Origin of the sequence: Methylobacillus sp. MM3, assembly GCF_001645185.1 — a bacterium.
Taxonomy (GTDB): domain Bacteria; phylum Pseudomonadota; class Gammaproteobacteria; order Burkholderiales; family Methylophilaceae; genus MM2.
This window is the reverse complement of record NZ_LXTQ01000059.1, coordinates 22,350-41,563: the sequence shown is the minus strand read 5'-3', so window position 1 is coordinate 41,563 and position 19,214 is coordinate 22,350. Positions and strand designations below refer to the sequence as shown.

Sequence of the window (19,214 nt, the reverse complement as noted above, 5' to 3'; positions counted from 1 at the left end):
CCTAGATTCCCAGCTGATGCCGGGCCATGGCAATGGCCAGCATGTTAAGCGGGTTGCGATTGCCGCCCGGGCGCCAGGTATGCGCCAGTTTGTTGCGGTAACCGTCGAACTGGATGCAGTGAGGTGCGGCCCATACTTTGCCGCGGCCGAGCAGAATCTTGAGCGCTTCGCTGGCGGCGACGCCGGCGCAGAGCTGGCAGGCCATGATGGTGGAAGGCCCTTTACGCGCCTTGAGGTCTACCCGGGACTTGTCTGCCAGATAATGGCGATGCAATAGCGCAGGCGCGAGGCCGACCAGGAAGCGCACGGCTTTTTCCAACTCGGGACGGCCGGCGAGCTGGAAGTACTCTTCGAACGTCATGCCGCCGGGCATGAAATTGAGCAAGGCCGCGCCCATGCCAAGCGGGGCGACAGTGACGGCCGGAATGCCGTGCCGGGCGCAGTGGGCGAAGACGAGTTCGCGCGCATCGAAGGCAAAAAAGTCGAGGCCGTCGACGTAGATATCCACATCCTTGAAAAATTCGTCAAGATTGGCCGCATTCACGCCTAGCGCATAAATGTCCAATTCTGCTTCGGGATTGATTTCCCAAGCCATTCCCGCCAGCACTTCGACCTTGGGACGATGCAGAGTCGACATTCCCGCTCCGGCCTGCCGATTGAAATTGGCGAGCTCAAATGTATCCAGATCGGCAATGTTAAATTTTCCGACACCCAGGCGTGCCAGCGTGAGCAAATGAAAACCGCCCACGCCACCCATGCCGGCGATGGCAATCCGCTTATGCCGCAGAGTCTTTTGCTCGGTATCGCTTAACCAGCCGATATTGCGCGAGAACGCGGTTTCATAACTGAACGCGGTTTCGTCCGGCAATGACATGATCCCTCTGTGCGTCAGGCGATAGATTGATAAGACAACTGGCGGGATGCTCGTTATTCAGCCGGTTGCCAACGAATATTGCTGAAAATTCATGCGCCTAGCCTATGCTTAATAGCCGATGCAGTATGCCTTCCTCCTCGCGATGGGAGAAGAAATATGGATACAGGGACCGCTCGACCCCCGGGTGGCTACTGGTGCCTCCCAGTTTGCGGATCTGCTCCGCAACGAAATCCACATCCACCCAAAGCAGAACAGCCGGTGCGTTGACGCGTGGATTCATCCTTCTTTCCCCGATCCGTTTGAAGCCCAGCATCGTTTCATAGAAGCGGCGATGTCGTGGATTGACCTCGATAAAAACGTCGGTGCATTTATGAATATAGCGGCCATAGATAAAGATCACGTGAAAAAGCGAACCCATGACCAGCTTGGAGCGAACTCTGGGGTCGAAAGCCAGCTTGATCAACTCGCATACCTTGCCCCCGAGATTCCGGCGCATATCGACCTGATCCTTGAAGATTTCGTCGGCAAGAATGCCGATGGGAGAATCGATGCTCAATGTGACGGTTCCGATGGCAGTATGCTTGTCGGAAGCAGTCAAGGTAATGCGGCTGGGGCTTTCATGGAGTTCGTGAGACCCCGAATAGCCCCGCCAGGTATACATCTTGTTAATAAGCATGCTTGCGGAGTTGCGACCTTCTTCCGTATCGGCAAGACGTATGGCAAAAGTTTTCTGATCAACGGTCAAGTCTTCGAACTCGATGCGCGGTTCGGTATCCGGGCATATCACGTCTTCCATGGTTGGGGTGTACAGGATCTCCTTGATGGTCTTGTCGGGCACCATCTCATCCAGACCCCGGTTTTTGCTGGCCATTGGCTTCTCCTCATGGCTGAGAGCCTGTTTCAGTCGGGCCGACCTCCTGGTCCATTCCTGTTGTTTTTGTTGTGTCGGCCCAAGAGGACGCCTGGCGGCTCACCCATGTTATTGTTTGAATTATTGATATTATTCATATCGTTATAACTTCTTTAGCAGCGCTCGTGCTTCCTCGATTTGAGAAAAGCTCTTTCCGCTCGCCAGCAATTGCTCCAGTTCCTTGCGCGCATTGGCCTTGTCGCCGGACTTCATCAGCCCAACCGCCAGGTGATAGCGAATTACCGCGGCCCCCGGTGCCTGGCTGGCGGCTTTTTGCAACAACGGCAGGCCGCGGGTGACATTGCCTTGTTCCACCAGTATCCATCCCAGGGTGTCCTGGATCGCGGCATTGTCCGGCTTGAGCTTATAGGCTTGCTCGGCATACCCCAGGGCGCGAGCATCATTCTGCTGGTGCAGCAGCCAGGCCAGGTTATTGAGTGCCGGCACATAGTTTGGATTCAGCCGAAGAATGATCCGATATTGCTCGATGGCCGCCTCGTTTTGTTTAGCAGCAAGAAAGGTACCAGCTAGGTATAACCGGGTCGTATTATCCGCAGGATGCTCCTTCACCCACTGAGCTAATCGGGCGTCCGCTTCCTTGCCTTTCCCGGCATTGGTGAGAGCTTCGTGCAGTTTTATCAGCGCGAGGCCTCCTTTGCTGAGCGCGTGGGCCTGCTCATAGAGTTTCGCTGCGACATCGGGTTTTTTCTGTGCCATCAGCAGGTCGCCTTCCAGCAAATAGCCGGCGGGCGATTTGGCACGCTGCTTCTGGATTGTCTGGGCGATGGCGACCGCGCGATCGTACTTTCCATTACTGGCTTCCAGCGCCGCCAGGTTCATTTGCGCTTCCAGGTAGTCCGGTTGCAGTTCCAATGCCTTTTTCAGGGCTTCCATTGCTGCCTGCGGGTTTTGCATGGCCCTGTACATAGAAGCGATGCGCAACTGTGCCAAAGCGGAGTTCGGGCGCATAGCGGCGAGGCGGTTATAAGTGGCTAATGCAGCTTGCTTATCGCCGTTCGCAAACTGCGCCTGGGCCAGAATATCCAGTACTTCGGGTGAGTTCGGGTTGGCGCCTTGGAATTGTTGCGTCAAGGTGAGCGCTTTCTGTTTCTCACCCATGCGCAGATAGTGTGCCGCCAGTTGCAGGGCTGGCTCCAATGCATCTGGATTTTCTTTGCTGGCGCGCTCCAGCCATGCGGTAGCTTCCTTTTTCTGTCCTTGCGCAAGGGCGAGATTGGCAAGGGCGTTCATCGCTTTGAAGTTTTTTTTGTCCTTGGCGAGCAGTGCTTCGAAACGCTGTTTGGCACGCTCGGGTTTCTTTTCTATCAGATCGAGTTGCGCCAGGTTGGCCACCGCAGGGAAAAAGCTGGGCTGGATGGCAGTCGCCTTTTCAAAGCTCGCCCGGGCGTTCGCGTAATCTTTCTTGCCAAGATAGGCAACGCCTTTCAGATTGTGGCTGAGGGGATTGCTGGGCTGGTTTTTCTCAAAGTTCTTCGCTGCATTCAATGCCAGGTCAAATTCTTTCTTGCGCAGATGGGTAATAACCAGCAATAGATCCGGCCGTGAAGATAGGCTGTCCAGATCCGAGGCCATTTCGAGTTCGGCGATGGCCCGGGTATCATCGCCCTGTGCCAGCTTGCTGATGCCTAGCGCAGTGTGGACATTAGCGTCTTTAGGCGAAAGTGCCGCGGCTTTTTCGAAGTACTCCTCAGCTTTTTCGAAATCTTTTGCCTGCATGTATGTTTCGCCAGTAAGCCTGAGCAGTTCGAAGTCCTGGTGGGAGTTTTGGAGTGCCGGCCGCAGTACTTCAAAAGCGCTATCCGTCTTGTGGGCTCTCAATAGGGTGGAAATTAGCACTTTTCGGGCGTATGGATTCCTTGGGTCTTTATCCAGATAACTCTTCAGATAAAGCTCGGCCTGAGGCATCGATCCCAGGGCATATTGCACCGCTCCCGCTAGCAGCACGCTGGGCATGTGTTCCGGCGCTACCCGCAGTATCTGTTGCAACGAATCCCAGGCCTCGGCATGCTTCCCCTGGCGGAAATCGAGCAGCGCCTGGGTGTAGAAGACCATGAGGCCGCCTGGCGCTACCTTTTTTGCCGCGTCGATATCGGCTTTGGCTGCGTCGAATTTCCCCAGGCCGATTTCCAGGAAGGCCTTGTTGAGATGTGCCATGACGTTTTTCGGCTGCAGTTTCAGCGTCTGGTCGTAAGCGGCCATCGCCGGCTCGATTTTTCCTTGGGCACGCAACAGATCGGCCTTGAAAAGCCAGGCCTCGGCATTTTTCGGATTTTTTTCTACCGCCTGCTCGGAAAAGCGCGTTGCCGCTTCGATATTTTTTTCCATGAGCGCATGTCTGGCCAGCCCGATGAGCGCTGACGGAAAATCGGGCTGGCTATTGAGGGCTCGCTCGAATGCCGCTTTCGCTTCCTGGTTCTTGCCCAGCGCCAGGTAGGCATTGCCGCGCAGGCTCGCTATCTCGGGAGATTCCTTCTCACCCGATAGCCGTTGCGTTTCATCCAGGGTTTGCTGGTACTGCCCTTGAACGAGCAGGGCCTTGCCAAGCTCGGGCAGCACCTGGGTGCGGCTCATGCCCAGGTCCAATGCTCTGCGCAGTTCCTTTTCCGCGGATTTTGAATCGCCGGCTTCGTTGTAGATCGATCCCAGCAGAAAACGAGCCTCGGCGTCTTTAGGATTTTTCTGCAAGGCATTCTTGAGCTGGATGATGGCGGCCGGAGTGTCGCCTTTTTGCTGATATTGTCTCGCTTCGGCAATAAGTGCCTGTGGAGTCTGTGGTTTCCCGCAGGACACGACGCCGCCCAAGATGAGTGCCGGTGCCAATAACATGACGGCGATCCTGGTGCGCGGATATATGCGTTTGAACATCGTTATCTCCTCAACCCCAAGCAAATTTGCCAGTGCGGACTGGACTCATGCGGCGTAGCCTTCGATAAGTTCCGAATGTTGCCAATGCATCAGGCGTCCCGTTCCGTTCTTTAAACTACAAAATCACATTGCAGCCGCGCCCTTCTCGCCGCTCCGATATCCTGCGGGGACGAGATTGTCGACATACCAGTCCATGGCCTGTTTCAGTCCGGCATCGATGCGATGGGTCGGCTGAAACCCAAGCAGGCTTTCGGCTTTTGCAATGTCTGCCTGGGAGTGGCGTACATCCCCGGCGCGAAAATCCACGTATTGCGGGCGATGGGCCTGCAGATGAGGAAAGCGCTCAAGCAGCAGCGTTCGCATCATTTCATAGAGCTGATTCAGGCTGGTGCGCTCATTGAGCGCGACGTTGTATACCTGATTCACGGCCGGCGGATTGTCGGTCAGGGCGGCGAGCAGGTTGGCCTGCACGACGTTGTCGACAAAGCAGAAATCCCGGCTGGTTTCGCCATCGCCGTTGATATGCAAGGGTTGATTCCTGATCAGTGCGGCGACCCATTGCGGGATCACCGCGGCATAGGCGCCTTCCGGGTCCTGTCGCGGGCCGAAGACATTGAAGTAGCGCAGCCCGATGGATTCCGTGCCGTAGCAGCGGGCGAACACATCCGCGTAAAGCTCGTTGACATATTTGGTGACCGCATACGGCGAGAGCGGCCTGCCGATGACCGATTCCACCTTGGGCAGGTCGGGCTGGTCGCCGTAGGTCGAGCTGGATGCGGCATAAATAAAGCGTTTGACGGCGGCATCGCGGGATGCCACCTGCATGTTCAGGAATCCCGATACATTGCTTTCGTTGGTCTGGATGGGGTTTTCTATGGATCGCGGCACGGAGCCCAGCGCCGCTTCATGCAGGATATATTCCACGCCCTCGCAGGCGAGCCGACAGTCATCCAGCCTGCGGATATCGCCTTCGATAAACGTGAAGTTGGCCCATGCCTCCGGTCCGACCAGCTCCTGCACCTGCGTGAGGTTATGCCGGTGGCCGGTGGAAAAATTGTCCAGCCCGGTGACTTTCTGGTTCAGGCCGAGCAAGGCTTCCAGCAGGTTGGAGCCGATAAAGCCGGCCACGCCGGTGACCAGCCAGCGGTGCTGGTGATTCTGTAAATACTGCCGGGCTTCCTGATACTTGCTCATATCCACTCATTCCTTTCCGGCTAGAGGCGCCAGACGCAATGCCCGGCCTCGCGAAGTGCCGTGTGGTCGAACTGGGATTTGACGTCGATAAAGCAGCCTTGCGCTGCCAGCTTGGATTGAAAATCGCTCAATGGTCTGGCCAGAAGCTCCCGATGCGAAACCGCGGCGATAATCGCCTCCGCCCGCGGGAGGTCTTCCCAGGCCTCGATTTCCAGGCCGTATTCGTGTCGCGCCTCATCGGGGTCGGCGATAGGGTCGTGAACATGGACTTCTATCCCGTAATCCTGAAGTTCGCGTATCACGTCGGCCACCTTGGAGTTTCTAAGGTCGGGGCAGTTTTCCTTGAACGTCAGTCCGAACACGTTGACCTTGGCGCCACGCACATTGAAACCGGCCTTGATCATCTGCTTGATGGTTTGCTCGGCGACCACCTTGGCCATGCTGTCGTTGATGCGGCGGCCCGCCAGGATCACCTGCGGGATATAACCGATCATCTCTGCCTTGTGGGTGAGGTAGTAAGGGTCGACGCCAATGCAGTGCCCGCCGACCAGCCCCGGCCGGAAGGGAAGAAAATTCCATTTGGTGCCGGCCGCTTGCAGGACTTCCTGGGTATCGATTCCCAGCTTGTCGAAAATGATGGCCAGCTCGTTCATCAGTGCGATATTCAAGTCGCGCTGGGTGTTTTCGATCACCTTGGCGGCTTCGGCCACCTTGATGCTGGAGGCGCGGTGCACGCCGGCCGTGACGATGGTTTCATAGAGCGCGGCGACTTTTTCCAGGGTATCGGCGGCGTCGCCCGAGACGACTTTCAGGATCTTGCTCAGTGTATGTTCCTTATCCCCCGGGTTGATGCGCTCGGGGGAATAGCCGACGTGGAAATCCGTTTTCCATTGCATGCCGGAATGTTTTTCCAGAAGAGGAATGCAGACTTCTTCGGTGGCGCCGGGATATACCGTGGATTCATAGGTGATGATGGCGCCCCGTTTCATGTGCTTTCCTACCGTTTCGCTGGCGCCGGTGAGGGGCCTGAAATCGGGCTGGTGGGCGACATCCACCGGGGTTGGGACTGCAACTACGATATGGTCGGCCTGGGACAATTCGGCCGGATTGGTGGTGACGGTGAGTTGGCTGGCAGCCTGGAAATCGGCGCCTGAAACTTCCCCTGCCGGATCGATGCCACGCTGGTAGTTAGCGATCTTGTCCGCAGAAAGATCGTATCCGATAGTGCGTTGCTTTTTTCCGAATTCGACGGCCAGAGGCAGTCCCACATACCCGAGTCCAACGACGGCAACCACGCTCATATTGAGTGTCCCTTGTCCAGACCGGGCGCACGGGGAGACAGGTGCGCCTGTATATCGCTAACACATTAATCCTGAACGTATAAAGTATGCAATAGCCTATCTGGGGTAGAGCGCGGAGGTTGTATTCACATAGCTCGAAATCGTGAATGAAAACTGCAGATCCCCAACGTCGGGGCGTATTGGGGAATGTCAGTGCGCGAGGCTGATCTTGTTGCGTCCGGTTGTTTTCGCGTGATACAGCGCCGTATCCGCCCTCGCGAGAAATGTATCGAGATTGATCGCGTGATCCGCTATCGTGGCAACGCCAATGGACACCGTAAATTGCAGCGGAACCCCCATTTCTAATATCAAGCTTTCATGGGCGATGGCCACGCGCAGGCGCTCGGCGACTTCCCTTGCCTTCTCTCCATCCGTTTCGGGCAGCAGTATTGCAAACTCTTCTCCGCCTATACGACCTATCAGGTCGACATCGCGCAAAATTGCCTTGCTTACCTCGCCGAGTTTCTGAAGCACGCGGTCGCCGGTTTGATGCCCGTAGGTGTCATTCACTTTTTTAAAGTTATCGACATCCACCATCAACAAGGAAAGTTCGCCGCCATAACGAGCGACACGGGCCAGTTCGATGGCGGCTTGCTCCATGAAGTGGCGACGATTGGGAAGCCCGGTCAGATAATCCTGGAAGGCCTGTGTTTTCAGTTTCTCTTGCAGTGCCTTTTGCTCGTTAATATCTTGTATCTGCACAACAAAATAAAGAACCTCATTCCTGGAGTCATGGGTTGCCGAACCGGTGAGCAAAATCCAGATGATGCGGCCATCCTTGTGGAAATAGCGTTTTTCCATCTGATAATTAACGCATGCTCCCGCTACCAGCTCACGCATCAACGAGCGATTTGCTTCCAGATCGTCCGGATGGGTGATTTCTGCAAATGTCTTTTGGCAGAGTTCTTCTTCCGTGTATCCGACGATATTGCATAGCGCCTGGTTGGCCTTTATGAAACGACCGCCCAGATTCAGCAGCGCCATGCCGATCGCTGCTGAATCGTACGTCGAGCGGAATAGCTTTTCCGATCGCTCCAGGGCGAGCGCGGAGGCAGTAGCCAATTGTTCGTATCGGCGCTGATGCTTTTGATAGATATACAGGAATGAGACCGAAAAAATGGTAAAGAGAAGGAAAAAGCCAATCTCGATGAGGCTCGTATGCCTCCATGATTCGAAGATCGCTTCGGTATCCCGGCTGACGGTCACATCCAGCGACTTGTCCATCTTTAACAGGCCAGATTGAACGATGCGTTGCGCGATCATTCTGGATTCCTGGGCAGCATGGCCCTCGCGTGCAGGCTCGACAATGAAAAGCAAACCGTCCCCGTGGGCCAGCGAGCTCTCGACATCAGGCGCATACAGGACAGAGGTCAATAATGTAGTGAAGTACTCAGGATTGAGCGTGGCAGTGACTATGCCTGCAAATCCTCCCGCCTTGTCGGGAACCATGCGTGTGACATTGATGAGGTAACGCCCGTTAAGGCCTTTGAATGGTTTGGAGATATAAAGGGTTTCCCGGCTGGGATGTTCTTTTACCGTTGTGAAATACTCACGGTGGCTGAAGTTTTGGCCAACAAACTCCGGATAATTGGAAGAGATTAAATTGCCCTGGTTATCGAATACGCTGATGGCGCGGATACCCGGCATGGCATTGGCAAGCAATCTGAGGTGTTGAGTATCCACCTTATGATGCAAGAGGGATTGTTCACGCAGTTCCTCAAGCACGCCCAGCAGTGCTTGATTGGCGCCCTTGAGCTGGAATTCCAGGTTCCTGGAAATGACTCGGGCCTGGGTTGCCAGGCGATCCCGCTCCACGGCTTCGACACGCTGGTGTTCGCGCGCAATGTTGTAGGCAATCAAACCGCCGAGGACAAACAAGGCGATAGCAAGCTCTATCCATTGGGCAGCGGCAAAACGACGAAATATTTTCTTGCTTAACGACATTTCTACCTCTACTGCGCTACTCCGACTCTACATGCAGCGGGGGTAAAGGATGACTGACTGCCACTCGAGTCTTCTTCCGGAATTGCGTCTCCCATTGCAGGATAGCATTGCGGCTTATATTCCCTTATTCATTCTTTTTGCCTGATACATCCTTTTATCGGCGAGGCGGATGAGTTCGGCGGGCTCGATGGAAGCATCCGGCGCCGCTTCGGCAATGCCGATGCTCAGCCTTACGTTTTCCACCTGATGCTTGAGTGCCGCATTCAATCTTCCGATATATAACGCATGCGCTTCGGCCTCCCTGCAATTGGGCAATATCATGCAGAATTCGTCCCCGCCGTAGCGGAAACAACTGTCCTCCAGGCGCGAAATCTGTTGTATCGCAGCACCGACAACCCGCAATAGCTCATCTCCGCGCTGGTGGCCATGGGTGTCGTTGATCGCCTTGAAATCGTTGATGTCGAGGAAGACAACCGATACATATTCCGAACGCCGCTGGGCGGCACGCAGGATGCGCGTCATGGTTTGGTGGAGAAACCGTATATTCTGCAAGCCTGTCAATGGGTCGGTGCTTGCCAGTCTTTCAAGATGCTGCGTACGTTCCTGCACCTTTCTTTCAAGCGAAGCGACAAAGTGCTCGCATTGTTTCCTCGAAGCTTCTACTTCGGCCATCAATGACTGAACATGAGCATCGATCAGCAGATGAACATCGAACAAAAGCAGGGCGTTGAGAGCTTTCAGGGTGGCATGACGCTTAATCTCATCGGCGATATTTTCGATAATCAGCTCCATCAACAGGCTCTTCAGCATATTGATGCTGGATAAATACAGTTTGGGCTCGATGCGGACACACGTATGGCTGAGCCCGACGCGAATGCGATGCTTTGCATACTCGAGATCATAGATGCCGGAAAAGAGGCCGAGCACATAGTTGCGCTGCTCGGCGCGCAGCCGCTCCAGCGCATGCGCATCGCCCAACATGGCTGCGATTTCAGGCACTCCGGTCTGCCTTTCGTAAAAGCGGTCGATCAATTGATCGATTCTGACTTCAACAATAGGCTTGCATGCCTCAAGTAACTGGCAATCTTCATTGGTAAGCGAAAACAGCAATTTTCGATATTCAATATCGAAATCAGAAATTTTCAGCTGCTCAAGCAGCGCTTGTTCGGTTTGACTCACTTGCCACCCCCTAATCGATGAGAATCGGGTCTTGGGTAGTTACTGGATTTCTTCCCAACCCTTTTTCTTGAATTTTTTATTTCCTCATTTCCGCCACGATGTGCGGCTTCGCAAACAGGTAGCCTTGCCCTACAGTATCTTTCCTTGCGGGTTTGTACGCATGACGATGGGACGGCTTTCGTTCAGGAAAACCTCAATATCGGTGACTGGCAGATTTTGTTTCAAAGCTGGTTTCCCCTCAGTTGCTGGCGGGCTCATGAAGGGCGAAATTATTGCCATGCTCCAGCCAGCCCGATGAATATGGATATCGAAAAATCGGCTGACAGCCGGTATGGCTTGCGCAAACCCATGGCATGGTTTGCCGCGAGCGCTTCATAATCGGGGAGAGGAGTGGGTCTTCGCGAGGCGCGCAAGGCACGAACCGGCCGGTTGGCTAGCGTAAGCAAGCAATTATTACGCAATGCTTGCAAAGCAGAACCTAGGTTGATACCTAGGTATCATCAATTCGGGAAAGGTTTGAGAATAGGCTACTGGATGGGTTGGGGAGCGCAACGATGGCTTCCGATCCGATCTCGTTATCGCCGGTTTCAGTTATAAAAAAGAATTTGACCTTAAAGTAGAGTTTCTGAAATCGCCCCATACCGATACATAGCGTATTGATATGGCCCAGTCGATTGATTGAATGGTCTCAGGGCTCTACTCTGTCAGGGGAGGGGCTCATATGAACCAGCGTGTGCTCATCGCGGACGACCACCTTCTGGTACGGATGGGAATCAGGGCACTATTATCCCAGCTGGATGGTTTCGAGGTGATTGCGGAAGCGGAGGATGGCTCTGGCGCGCTCAGGATGCAGCGCCAATTGCAGCCGGATATTGCATTGATCGACATCGCCATGCCGGACATGACCGGTATTGAGGTCGTGCGGAAAATCCGCCAGTTTGATTCGCAGGTAAAAATTATCTATTTGTCGGCGCTGAATTCCGCCGAGATCATCCAGGCGGCTTTTGCCACCAGCGCAAACGGATATTTGCTCAAGGACTTCATGCTGGCCGAGCTGGAGGAGGCGCTCAACAAGGTGACCGAAGGCGAGATTTATCTGAGTCCCCGGCTGTTGCATAGCCCGCCGGTCGAGCGCGAAGAGGAATCTCTCGAATATGCCGGGAAATCTTTATTGACCGCACGCCAGATTGAAATTCTGAAAGGCATTGCATTGGGTTCTTCGACGAAGGAAATCGCCCGCGACTTGGGGCTCAGCCCGAAAACCGTGGATTTTCATCGCACCCAGTTGATGAAGCGCCTGGGCTTGCACGATATCGCCAGCCTTACGTTATATGCGGTTCGCCACGGCTTTGTGCCATCTGACCTATAGAACGGCAACCGTGGCAGCAAGGGAAGTACAAGGTGAACCACATCAGTGCCCACACGGATCTTCAGTCTTCGTTGTCGGACCTTCGGGGAGACGATGCGGCCCTGCGGTTGCTCGCCGCGAAATTCATCAAGCGTTATCCGGAAAAAGTCCATCTGCTGTCTTCCGCATTCCGGGAAAAGGATTTGCCGCGTTTCGCAGGGCATATCCATCGGCTGCGCGGCGCATTGGGCATTTTTCGCGCGGCACGGGCGCAGGCGATGGCGGTAGTGCTGGAACACAAGGCGCAATCCGGCTCAAGCCCGTCCGATGCGGAATTTTCATGCTTCATGGATGAACTTGCCGGGGTGGCATCGGATTTATCGCTGTATCTTGGCAGCACCTCGGAAAGATCGGCTCCAGATCAATAAAGCCGCCCCGCAACTAAAAATTTGAATCGTTGATGAAGATAGAAAAATTCACGGACTGGTTGTCCGCTGCCTGGCTGCGGCATTTGAGCCTGGCCTGGGTTATTTCCCTTTTCTCGCTATTGCTGCTGGCCGCCATCTGGATTGCAACCATGGTCCAGATTCAATCCGAATACCGGCGGACCCAGCAGGATATCCTCAAACAAAATGAAACGCTGGTGCGTGCCTTCGAAAAACATGTCTCCCGTACCATCGATATTGTCGAACAATCCCTGCGGCTGCTGAAATGCCAGTTCGAAGAAGGAAGCACGCACCTGAATTTTCATGACCTGCGGAAAAACGGCATTCTGCCTTCCGAACCGTTTGCGCAGTTCGGCATCATCGACAGGCATGGCATGCTCCAGTCGTCGAGTGTGGCCGGATTCAAAAAGCTGAATGTCAGCGATCGCGATTACTTCAAGTTCCATCTGGCGCGAGACACGGATGAGTTATTGATCGGGCCCCCGGTCAAGGGAAGGCTTACGGGAAGATGGGCCATTCCGTTTACGCGCCGTATCGATCTGCCGGATGGCAGTTTCGGCGGAGTGGTCGGCGTTGGGGTGGATCCGCAATATTTGACGAACTTCTATGGCGAATCCGATATCGGCCGGATGGGCGTCGTGGCAGTTGTGGGGCGAGACGGTATCATCCGGTCGCTTACCAAGAGCGACGGAAGTTCGACAGCGGGACTTGCGCTCAAGTCGCCCTTGTTCGGCCTATGGAGCAAGGCCGATCACGGCAATTTCGAGAACCGGGGCGTGACCGATGGGGTGCCGCGGCTATTCAGTTATCGCGCCATCCGGAATTATCCGCTGGCCGCAGTTGTCGGTATCGGCAAGGAAGAGGCGTGGGCTGACTTCAGTCTTCGCCGAAATATTTATTTGATGGACGCGGCCATTGCTTCGCTGGTGGTCGTGTTGTTCAGCTATGTGCTTGTGGGTTTGGCGGTCAGACTGATGCGCGATCAGAGCAAGGCGGAATCCGCCAACAAGATGAAATCGGAATTCATCGCGCACATGTCGCATGAACTGCGCACGCCCTTGAACGGCATCCTTGGCGGTGCCGAATATCTCCAGCATTCGCTTTCCAATCCGATCGAGCGCGAGTCGGCCGGCATCATTTACAAAAGCGGGCAGCATCTTCTGAGCCTGGTGAATACCATACTCGATCTGGCGCGTATTGAAGCGGACCGCATGCCCGTGGAAAACAAGCCCGAACATTTGCCGACCCTGCTTCAGGATGCAGTCGAAGTGTTCCGGGCGTCTGCCGAGAAAAAGAATCTGCAGCTCATGGTAGAGATACAGATGCCGCCGGAGGGCGCGGGAAATTATCTGGTCGATAGTACCAAGCTGGTGCAGGTCATCAACAACCTGCTGGAAAACGCCATCAAATTTACCGAAAAAGGATACGTCAAGGTAAGCGTGGTGTTGTCGGCTACCACGATGCATCTGGCGGTGAAAGACACGGGTATCGGCATTGCAGAGGAGTATCGGCGGCATGTCTTCGAACGTTTCCGACAAGCCGATTCGTTCCTGACCCGTTCATATGGTGGCTCGGGCCTGGGCCTTGCCTTGGTCAAGGAGCTGGTCAATTTGATGGCGGGTGAAATTTCGTTTGAGTCGGAAGAAACGGTGGGAACAACGTTTTACGTCACCCTGCCTGTTGGAGAAATTTCACATGAGTGAACGCACGATTCTGGTCGTGGACGATGAGGAGATCAATCGGCTGGTCGCGGCACTTTTTTTGCAGCAGGAGGGATGGGCCGTCGATCTCGCCGCCAGCGGCCAGGAAGCCTTGGAAAAGATGGCGGGGCATCGTTATCGCTGCGCCCTGCTGGATATCAGCATGCCGGGCATGAGCGGTATCGAGTTATGCAAAACGATACAGGGGAATGGAGCTTGGCAAGCCACTCGGCTGATCGCTTACACCGCGCATGTGCTGCCGGACGAGCAGGCTGCCATTTTGCAGGCAGGCTTCGATGCGATTGCCAGCAAGCCAACCACCCGCGCCAGCCTGCTGCAAGCGATACAAGGTAGTTAGCATTACTCATGCGTGCATGAGAGTTTCGCGCTGATACCCCATAATTTCACCCGGTTTTTCATTCCGGCCACTATCCTGGCTACCAGTCACTCCAGGTAAATAACTCGCCATGCCGTTTATTTGACTTGGCTACCTGATTGCAAGTATTTTCTGCTCCATGAATTCAGCTGATCAACTTATCCAGGCGTCGGGGCAGAGGGCAACGCCGGTCAGAAGCGCTGTGCTCGGCATCCTGATGGAAACCGACGCCGCGCTTTCGCATGCGGAAATCCTCGATCGGCTTCAGGCACTGGGCGAGTTCGACCGGGTCACGGTCTATCGAGTGCTGGACTGGCTGGTAGAACATGGCCTGTTGCACAAGGTCGCCGGAGCCGGCCGCGCATGGAGATTTCGGCTGACACGCAATGAAACCATGCATCGCCATGCGCATTTCCAATGCAACCAGTGCGGCAGGATTTTCTGCCTGCCGGATGTTCAGCCTGTATTGCCAAAGAAAGTCCCTGCCAGCTTTTCCGTCGAATCGATTGAGCTTAACCTCAAGGGCATCTGTGACGACTGCAGCCGTGTAGCGGCGGAATAAATCGGAATTAATGCAACACTGTTGCATTAAGTGGGTGGGCGCGGATAAAATGCAACACTGTTGCAAATAGGCGCTCACTGAATGTATTCAAACCTCCCCGACATGTCCAAGCCGGATTGCTTGGGCAACTCACCTCATGTACTGATCTTTCAAGCCCGCAAAACCGGCGCGGCTGGCCAGCCTGTAGCCGGGCGTCTGGCGCGAGCCCGGCGTTACGCGGAGCAGCGGCCATGACCCTGCTCTTCATCCTGATGGCAACCATGGCCGGTGGGGTCATCTCGGTGCTGCTGGCGGCTACCGTGGCCCTCTCTTTTCTTGCACGCTTTGCCGACAAAATGGTGGCTTTCGCCGTCGGTGTGCTGCTTGCTTTTGCGCTGACGGACATCCTGCCGGAAGCAATCCAGCAGGGGCTGGCCATCACGCAGGCAGGCTGGATATTGCTGGCCGGATTGAGCGGGTTTTTCATCCTGGAAAAGCTGGCCCTGTGGCGGCATGACCACGCTACGGCACAAGGCCAGACGACGGATCAACCGCAAGTCGCGATGATCGTCATCGGCGATGCCATGCATAACTTCGTCGATGGCGTCCTGATCGCAGCGGCCTTCCTGACCGATGCCTCCCTGGGTTGGGCCGCTGCCGTGGCGGTGACGGCTCACGAAATTCCCCAGGAAATTTCCGATTTCATGGTGCTGCTCGGCTCGGGCGTCTCCAAAGCCCGCGCGCTGATGCTCAATGCGTTTTCCGGGGCGGCGATGATGCTGGGCGGCCTTGCCGGCTGGCTGGCGCTGGATCACGCCCAGCAGGCCATACCCACCATTCTGGTGCTGGCAGCATCCAGTTTCATCTATATCGCGGTGGCCGATCTGGTCCCCGAGTTGCATCGCCGCCGCAGCCTGCGGGACGGCGCGACCCAACTGGTCCTGATGTCGGCTGGCGTCGGGGTCGCAATACTTGCTCAGGCATTGCACTGAAAGGAGTTTTCATGGAGTTTCCCTCTCGTAAGGATTTGTACAGCATCGAAGAAGGCACCGAACTGCAGGCGTTGTTCGATGCGTCCGGGCTGATTCCGGTCGTGACGCAGGATGATGCCAGCCTCGAAGTCCTGATGCTGGGCTGGATGAACCGCGAAGCGCTGGAGCGCACCATCCGCACCGGCATGGCGCACTACTGGTCGCGTGCGCGGCAGCAGCTATGGCGCAAAGGCGAGCGCTCCGGCCAGGCGCAGGAGGTCCGGCATATTCTGATCGACGACGACCAGGATTGCCTGTTGCTGAGAGTTGCCCTGACCGGCGGCGCTTCGTGCCACGTCGGCTACCGCTCATGCTTTTTCCGTGAGCTCAATGTGTTCGGCGGGGAAACCGATTTTTCGCTGACCTATCTCGAAAGCGAGAAGGTCTACGACCCGCAACTGGCTTACGGAGAGCAGCATGCGTGAAGACCGCCGTATTCCCGTGACCATATTGACCGGTTTTCTCGGTTCGGGCAAAACCACGCTGCTCAACCGCATCCTGAAAGAACACCACGGCCGCCGCATCGCCGTGATCGAAAACGAGTTCGGCGAGGCCGGCATCGACAGCGACTTGCTGGTGCAAAGCGAGGAGCAGATCGTCGAAATGAACAACGGCTGCATCTGCTGCACCGTGCGCGACGATCTGGTGCGCATTCTCAAGACGCTCTTGACGCGTGCGGACGAGTTCGAGCGCATCGTCATTGAAACCACCGGTCTCGCCGATCCGGGGCCTGTGATACAGACTTTCATCGCCGAGCCGACGATCCAGCTTGCCTATCGGCTGGACAGCGTCGTGACGCTGGTAGATGCCGTGCATGCGGCGATCCAGCTGGAGGCGCAGCACGAGGCGCGCGAGCAGATTGCCTTCGCCGACCGGATTTTTATTACCAAGGGTGATATCGCAGGCCCGGCGCAGGTCGAAGCCGTGAAATCGCTGATACGCGACATCAATCCACGGACGCCAGTCGAGGAAGCGCACTTCGGCAATGTGCCCATCGACCATGTGCTGGACCTGCACGGTTTCGACCTCGATGCGATTCTGGAGATGGAGCCCGGCTTTCTCGAAGAAGAGGATCACCACCATCACAGCGACATCGCGTCGTTCGTGCTGCGCGAGCGCTACCCACTGAATCCGGAAAAGCTGGAAATCTGGCTGTCGGTACTGGGGAGCAATTTCGGCCGCGATCTGCTGCGTTACAAGGGCGTGCTGAATATCTCGGGCAATCCGAAGCGAGTCGTGTTTCAGGGCGTACACATGCTGATGGGTGCTACTGACGGAGCGCCCTGGGAGGACGATGAACCGCGCGATTCGGTGCTGGTATTCATCGGCCGCCGGCTGCCGCGCGACATTTTCGAGGAAGGTTTCCGCAAATGCCTGGCCTGACCCGATTGCGCGGCGGACAGGTCTACGACCCGGAACACGGCATCGATGGCGAGGTGCGCGATGTCTACTTCCGCGATGGCTTCATCGTGGCTGCGCCTGAGCCCGGCACTGCAGTGGATAACGATATCGACGTGGCCGGAAAAGTCGTCATGGCCGGCGCTATCGATATTCACAGCCACATCGCCGGCGGCAACGTAAATACCGCCCGCCTTATCACGCCTGACCTGCGACGCGAACACATGATGGGCAGTATGGGGACGCGGCGCCCCGGCAAATGGTCGACGCGCGATACCGGAAGGCGTTACGCGCAGATGGGGTATACCACCGTCGTGGAACCGGCCGTGCTGCCCACGAATGCGCTGCAGGCGCATCTGGAAATGGCCGACATTCCCATCCTCGACACCGCCGGGCTGGCGGTGTTGGGCAGCGATGACTTTCTGCTGCGGCTGCTGCGCAACCGGCGCGGCCAGCAGGCCGTGAACGATTATGTCGCGTGGACGCTGGAGGCGACACGCTGCCTGGGCCTCAAAGTCATCAACGCGGGCGGCGCCAGCGCTTTCAAATTCAATGCGCGCACGCTGCAGTTGGACGAAGAAGTACCCTATTACGGCGTCAGTTCACGCGCGATCCTCAACGCCCTGCAAACCGCGGTATGCACGCTGGGAGTGCCGCACCCGCTGCATGTGCATTGCAACAATCTCGGCACTCCGGGCAATGTGGCGACGACGCTGGCGACGATAGAAGCCGCACGCGGTTTGCCTATGCACCTGACGCACATCCAGTTCCATAGCTACGCCGATGAAGGCCGGCACGGCTTCTGCTCGGGCGCGGCACGCATTGCCGAGGCCATCAATGCCAATCCCCACATCACGGCTGACGTCGGCCAGGTGCTGTTCGGCCAGACGGTGACCATTTCCGGCGACGTGATGCGCCAGTACAACGCGCACGGCGTCGCCAGCCCGGCCAAATGGGTGGCCGCCGATGTGGAATGCGATGGCGGCGGCGGCATTCTGCCTTATCGCTACAAGGAAGCGAACTTCATCAACACGCTGCAATGGGCGATCGGACTGGAACTGTTCCTGCTGGTGGATGACCCCTGGCAGATTTTCTTCACCACCGACAGTCCCAACGGCGCGCCTTTCACCCGCTATCCGGAGCTGATCCGGCTGCTGATGGATGCCACTTATCGCAACGAGGTCCTGGCCTCGCTGAACCCGGAAGCGGCGGAACTGTGCCTGCTGAAGGAACTCCGTCGCGAGTATTCGCTGTACGACCTCGCCATCACCACACGTGCCGCGCCTGCACGGCTAATGGGAATGCAGGATCGCGGGCATCTCGGCATCGGCGCCAAGGCCGATATCGCGGTGTATGCGCCCGATGAGAATTACGCCGCAATGTTTTCCCGCGCGGCATGGCTGTTCAAGAACGGCGAGCCAGTAGTCCGCGATGGCGAGGTGCTGGCCGAGCCGCCGGGCCATGTCCTCAGCCTGTCCTCAGGCGGCGGCCGGGAAATCGAACGCGAACTGCAATCCTATTTCGACGATTACTTTACGCTCCGGCTGGACCATCTTAAGATCCGGCCCGATATTCTGGGCAGTGCAACCATGCCGCGCATGGAAACCCGATACCAACTCAAGGAGCCCGCATGACTCCCGAAGAGCAACAGTTACTTGCCATGCCGCCGGAGGAATACATGAATCCTGCGCAGCGTAATTTTTTTCGTACGCGGCTGCAGCAGATGCGCGAAGAAATTCTCAACAATTTCGCAAGCACCGGAGAACATCTGCGCGAATCGGAGGAAATATCCGACCCCGCCGATCGCGCTACGCTGGAAGAAGAGCGCACCCTGGAGCTGCGTACCCGCGACCGCGAGCGCAAGTTGATGCACAAGATCGAGGCCGCCTTGCAGCGCATTGACGAGAACACTTACGGCTACTGCGAGGAATCCGGCGAACCCATCGGCTTGCAGCGTTTAATGGTTCGACCTGTCGCCACATTGACCATCGAAGCGCAGGAGCGCCACGAACGTCGCGAACGCCAGTTCGGCAATTGATATCAGGAG

Annotated in this window: 17 protein-coding genes; 10 read left to right on the top strand and 7 right to left on the bottom strand. The window is 56.2% G+C overall.

What is annotated here, in order from left to right:
- Position 1: 1 nt before the first annotated feature.
- The 7 genes from A7976_RS14570 to A7976_RS14540 form a co-directional block, all read right to left on the bottom strand.
- Positions 2–874, bottom strand: coding sequence for a ThiF family adenylyltransferase (locus A7976_RS14570; RefSeq protein WP_067113632.1), 873 nt, complete (start codon positions 872–874; stop codon positions 2–4).
- Positions 875–971: 97 nt separating this feature from the next.
- Positions 972–1,745 carry a hypothetical protein gene (locus A7976_RS14565; protein ID WP_205633548.1) on the bottom strand — a complete coding sequence of 258 codons (774 nt, stop codon included), beginning with the start codon at positions 1,743–1,745 and terminating at the stop codon, positions 972–974.
- A gap of 141 nt (positions 1,746–1,886) precedes the next feature.
- Positions 1,887–4,670 carry an XrtA/PEP-CTERM system TPR-repeat protein PrsT gene (gene prsT / locus A7976_RS14560; RefSeq protein ID WP_067113629.1) on the bottom strand — a complete coding sequence of 928 codons (2,784 nt, stop codon included), beginning with the start codon at positions 4,668–4,670 and terminating at the stop codon, positions 1,887–1,889.
- Between the two features lie 123 nt (positions 4,671–4,793).
- Positions 4,794–5,864: an SDR family oxidoreductase gene (locus A7976_RS14555; RefSeq protein ID WP_067113626.1), complete on the bottom strand. Its 1,071-nt coding sequence runs from the start codon at positions 5,862–5,864 to the stop codon at positions 4,794–4,796.
- A 20-nt stretch (positions 5,865–5,884) separates the two neighbouring features.
- On the bottom strand, positions 5,885–7,165 hold the full coding sequence (locus tag A7976_RS14550) for a nucleotide sugar dehydrogenase (RefSeq protein ID WP_067113623.1): 1,281 nt from the start codon (positions 7,163–7,165) through the stop codon (positions 5,885–5,887).
- Between the two features lie 189 nt (positions 7,166–7,354).
- The gene (locus A7976_RS14545) at positions 7,355–9,148 is read right to left on the bottom strand and encodes a diguanylate cyclase (protein WP_067113620.1); all 1,794 of its coding nucleotides are present in this window, start codon (positions 9,146–9,148) and stop codon (positions 7,355–7,357) included.
- 114 nt (positions 9,149–9,262) lie between these two features.
- The gene (locus tag A7976_RS14540; RefSeq protein ID WP_067113618.1) at positions 9,263–10,327 is read right to left on the bottom strand and encodes a GGDEF domain-containing protein; all 1,065 of its coding nucleotides are present in this window, start codon (positions 10,325–10,327) and stop codon (positions 9,263–9,265) included.
- Between the two features lie 721 nt (positions 10,328–11,048).
- On the opposite strand from A7976_RS14540, the gene A7976_RS14535 reads away from it, so the two are divergent.
- The 10 genes from A7976_RS14535 to dksA all read left to right on the top strand — a co-directional run bounded on the left by A7976_RS14535 (position 11,049) and on the right by dksA (position 19,205).
- Positions 11,049–11,696, top strand: coding sequence for a response regulator transcription factor (locus tag A7976_RS14535; RefSeq protein WP_067113614.1), 648 nt, complete (start codon positions 11,049–11,051; stop codon positions 11,694–11,696).
- Positions 11,697–11,728: 32 nt separating this feature from the next.
- Positions 11,729–12,103, top strand: coding sequence for an Hpt domain-containing protein (locus tag A7976_RS14530; RefSeq protein WP_165601755.1), 375 nt, complete (start codon positions 11,729–11,731; stop codon positions 12,101–12,103).
- Positions 12,104–12,135: 32 nt separating this feature from the next.
- Positions 12,136–13,824, top strand: a complete 1,689-nt coding sequence (locus tag A7976_RS14525) for an ATP-binding protein (RefSeq protein ID WP_082878182.1) — start codon at positions 12,136–12,138, stop codon at positions 13,822–13,824.
- The gene (locus A7976_RS14520) at positions 13,817–14,179 is read left to right on the top strand and encodes a response regulator (protein WP_067113603.1); all 363 of its coding nucleotides are present in this window, start codon (positions 13,817–13,819) and stop codon (positions 14,177–14,179) included. Before A7976_RS14525 ends, A7976_RS14520 begins: the two co-directional genes overlap by 8 nt.
- A gap of 157 nt (positions 14,180–14,336) precedes the next feature.
- Positions 14,337–14,759 (top strand): Fur family transcriptional regulator, encoded by a 423-nt coding sequence (locus tag A7976_RS14515; protein WP_067113599.1) that lies wholly within the window; start codon positions 14,337–14,339, stop codon positions 14,757–14,759.
- Between the two features lie 230 nt (positions 14,760–14,989).
- Entirely contained in the window at positions 14,990–15,730 is a 741-nt protein-coding gene (locus A7976_RS14510) for a ZIP family metal transporter (protein WP_067113596.1), read from the top strand.
- Positions 15,731–15,741: 11 nt separating this feature from the next.
- Positions 15,742–16,194 (top strand): phosphoribosyl-AMP cyclohydrolase, encoded by a 453-nt coding sequence (hisI, locus tag A7976_RS14505; protein ID WP_067113594.1) that lies wholly within the window; start codon positions 15,742–15,744, stop codon positions 16,192–16,194.
- Entirely contained in the window at positions 16,187–17,152 is a 966-nt protein-coding gene (locus tag A7976_RS14500) for a GTP-binding protein (RefSeq protein ID WP_067113591.1), read from the top strand. Before hisI ends, A7976_RS14500 begins: the two co-directional genes overlap by 8 nt.
- Complete coding sequence (locus tag A7976_RS14495) at positions 17,140–18,801, top strand: formylmethanofuran dehydrogenase subunit A (protein ID WP_067113588.1); 1,662 nt, start codon at positions 17,140–17,142, stop codon at positions 18,799–18,801. The genes A7976_RS14500 and A7976_RS14495 overlap by 13 nt, the downstream gene beginning before the upstream one ends.
- Positions 18,798–19,205 carry an RNA polymerase-binding protein DksA gene (dksA, locus tag A7976_RS14490; protein WP_067113584.1) on the top strand — a complete coding sequence of 136 codons (408 nt, stop codon included), beginning with the start codon at positions 18,798–18,800 and terminating at the stop codon, positions 19,203–19,205. The genes A7976_RS14495 and dksA overlap by 4 nt, the downstream gene beginning before the upstream one ends.
- The last annotated feature ends 9 nt before the right edge of the window (positions 19,206–19,214 follow it).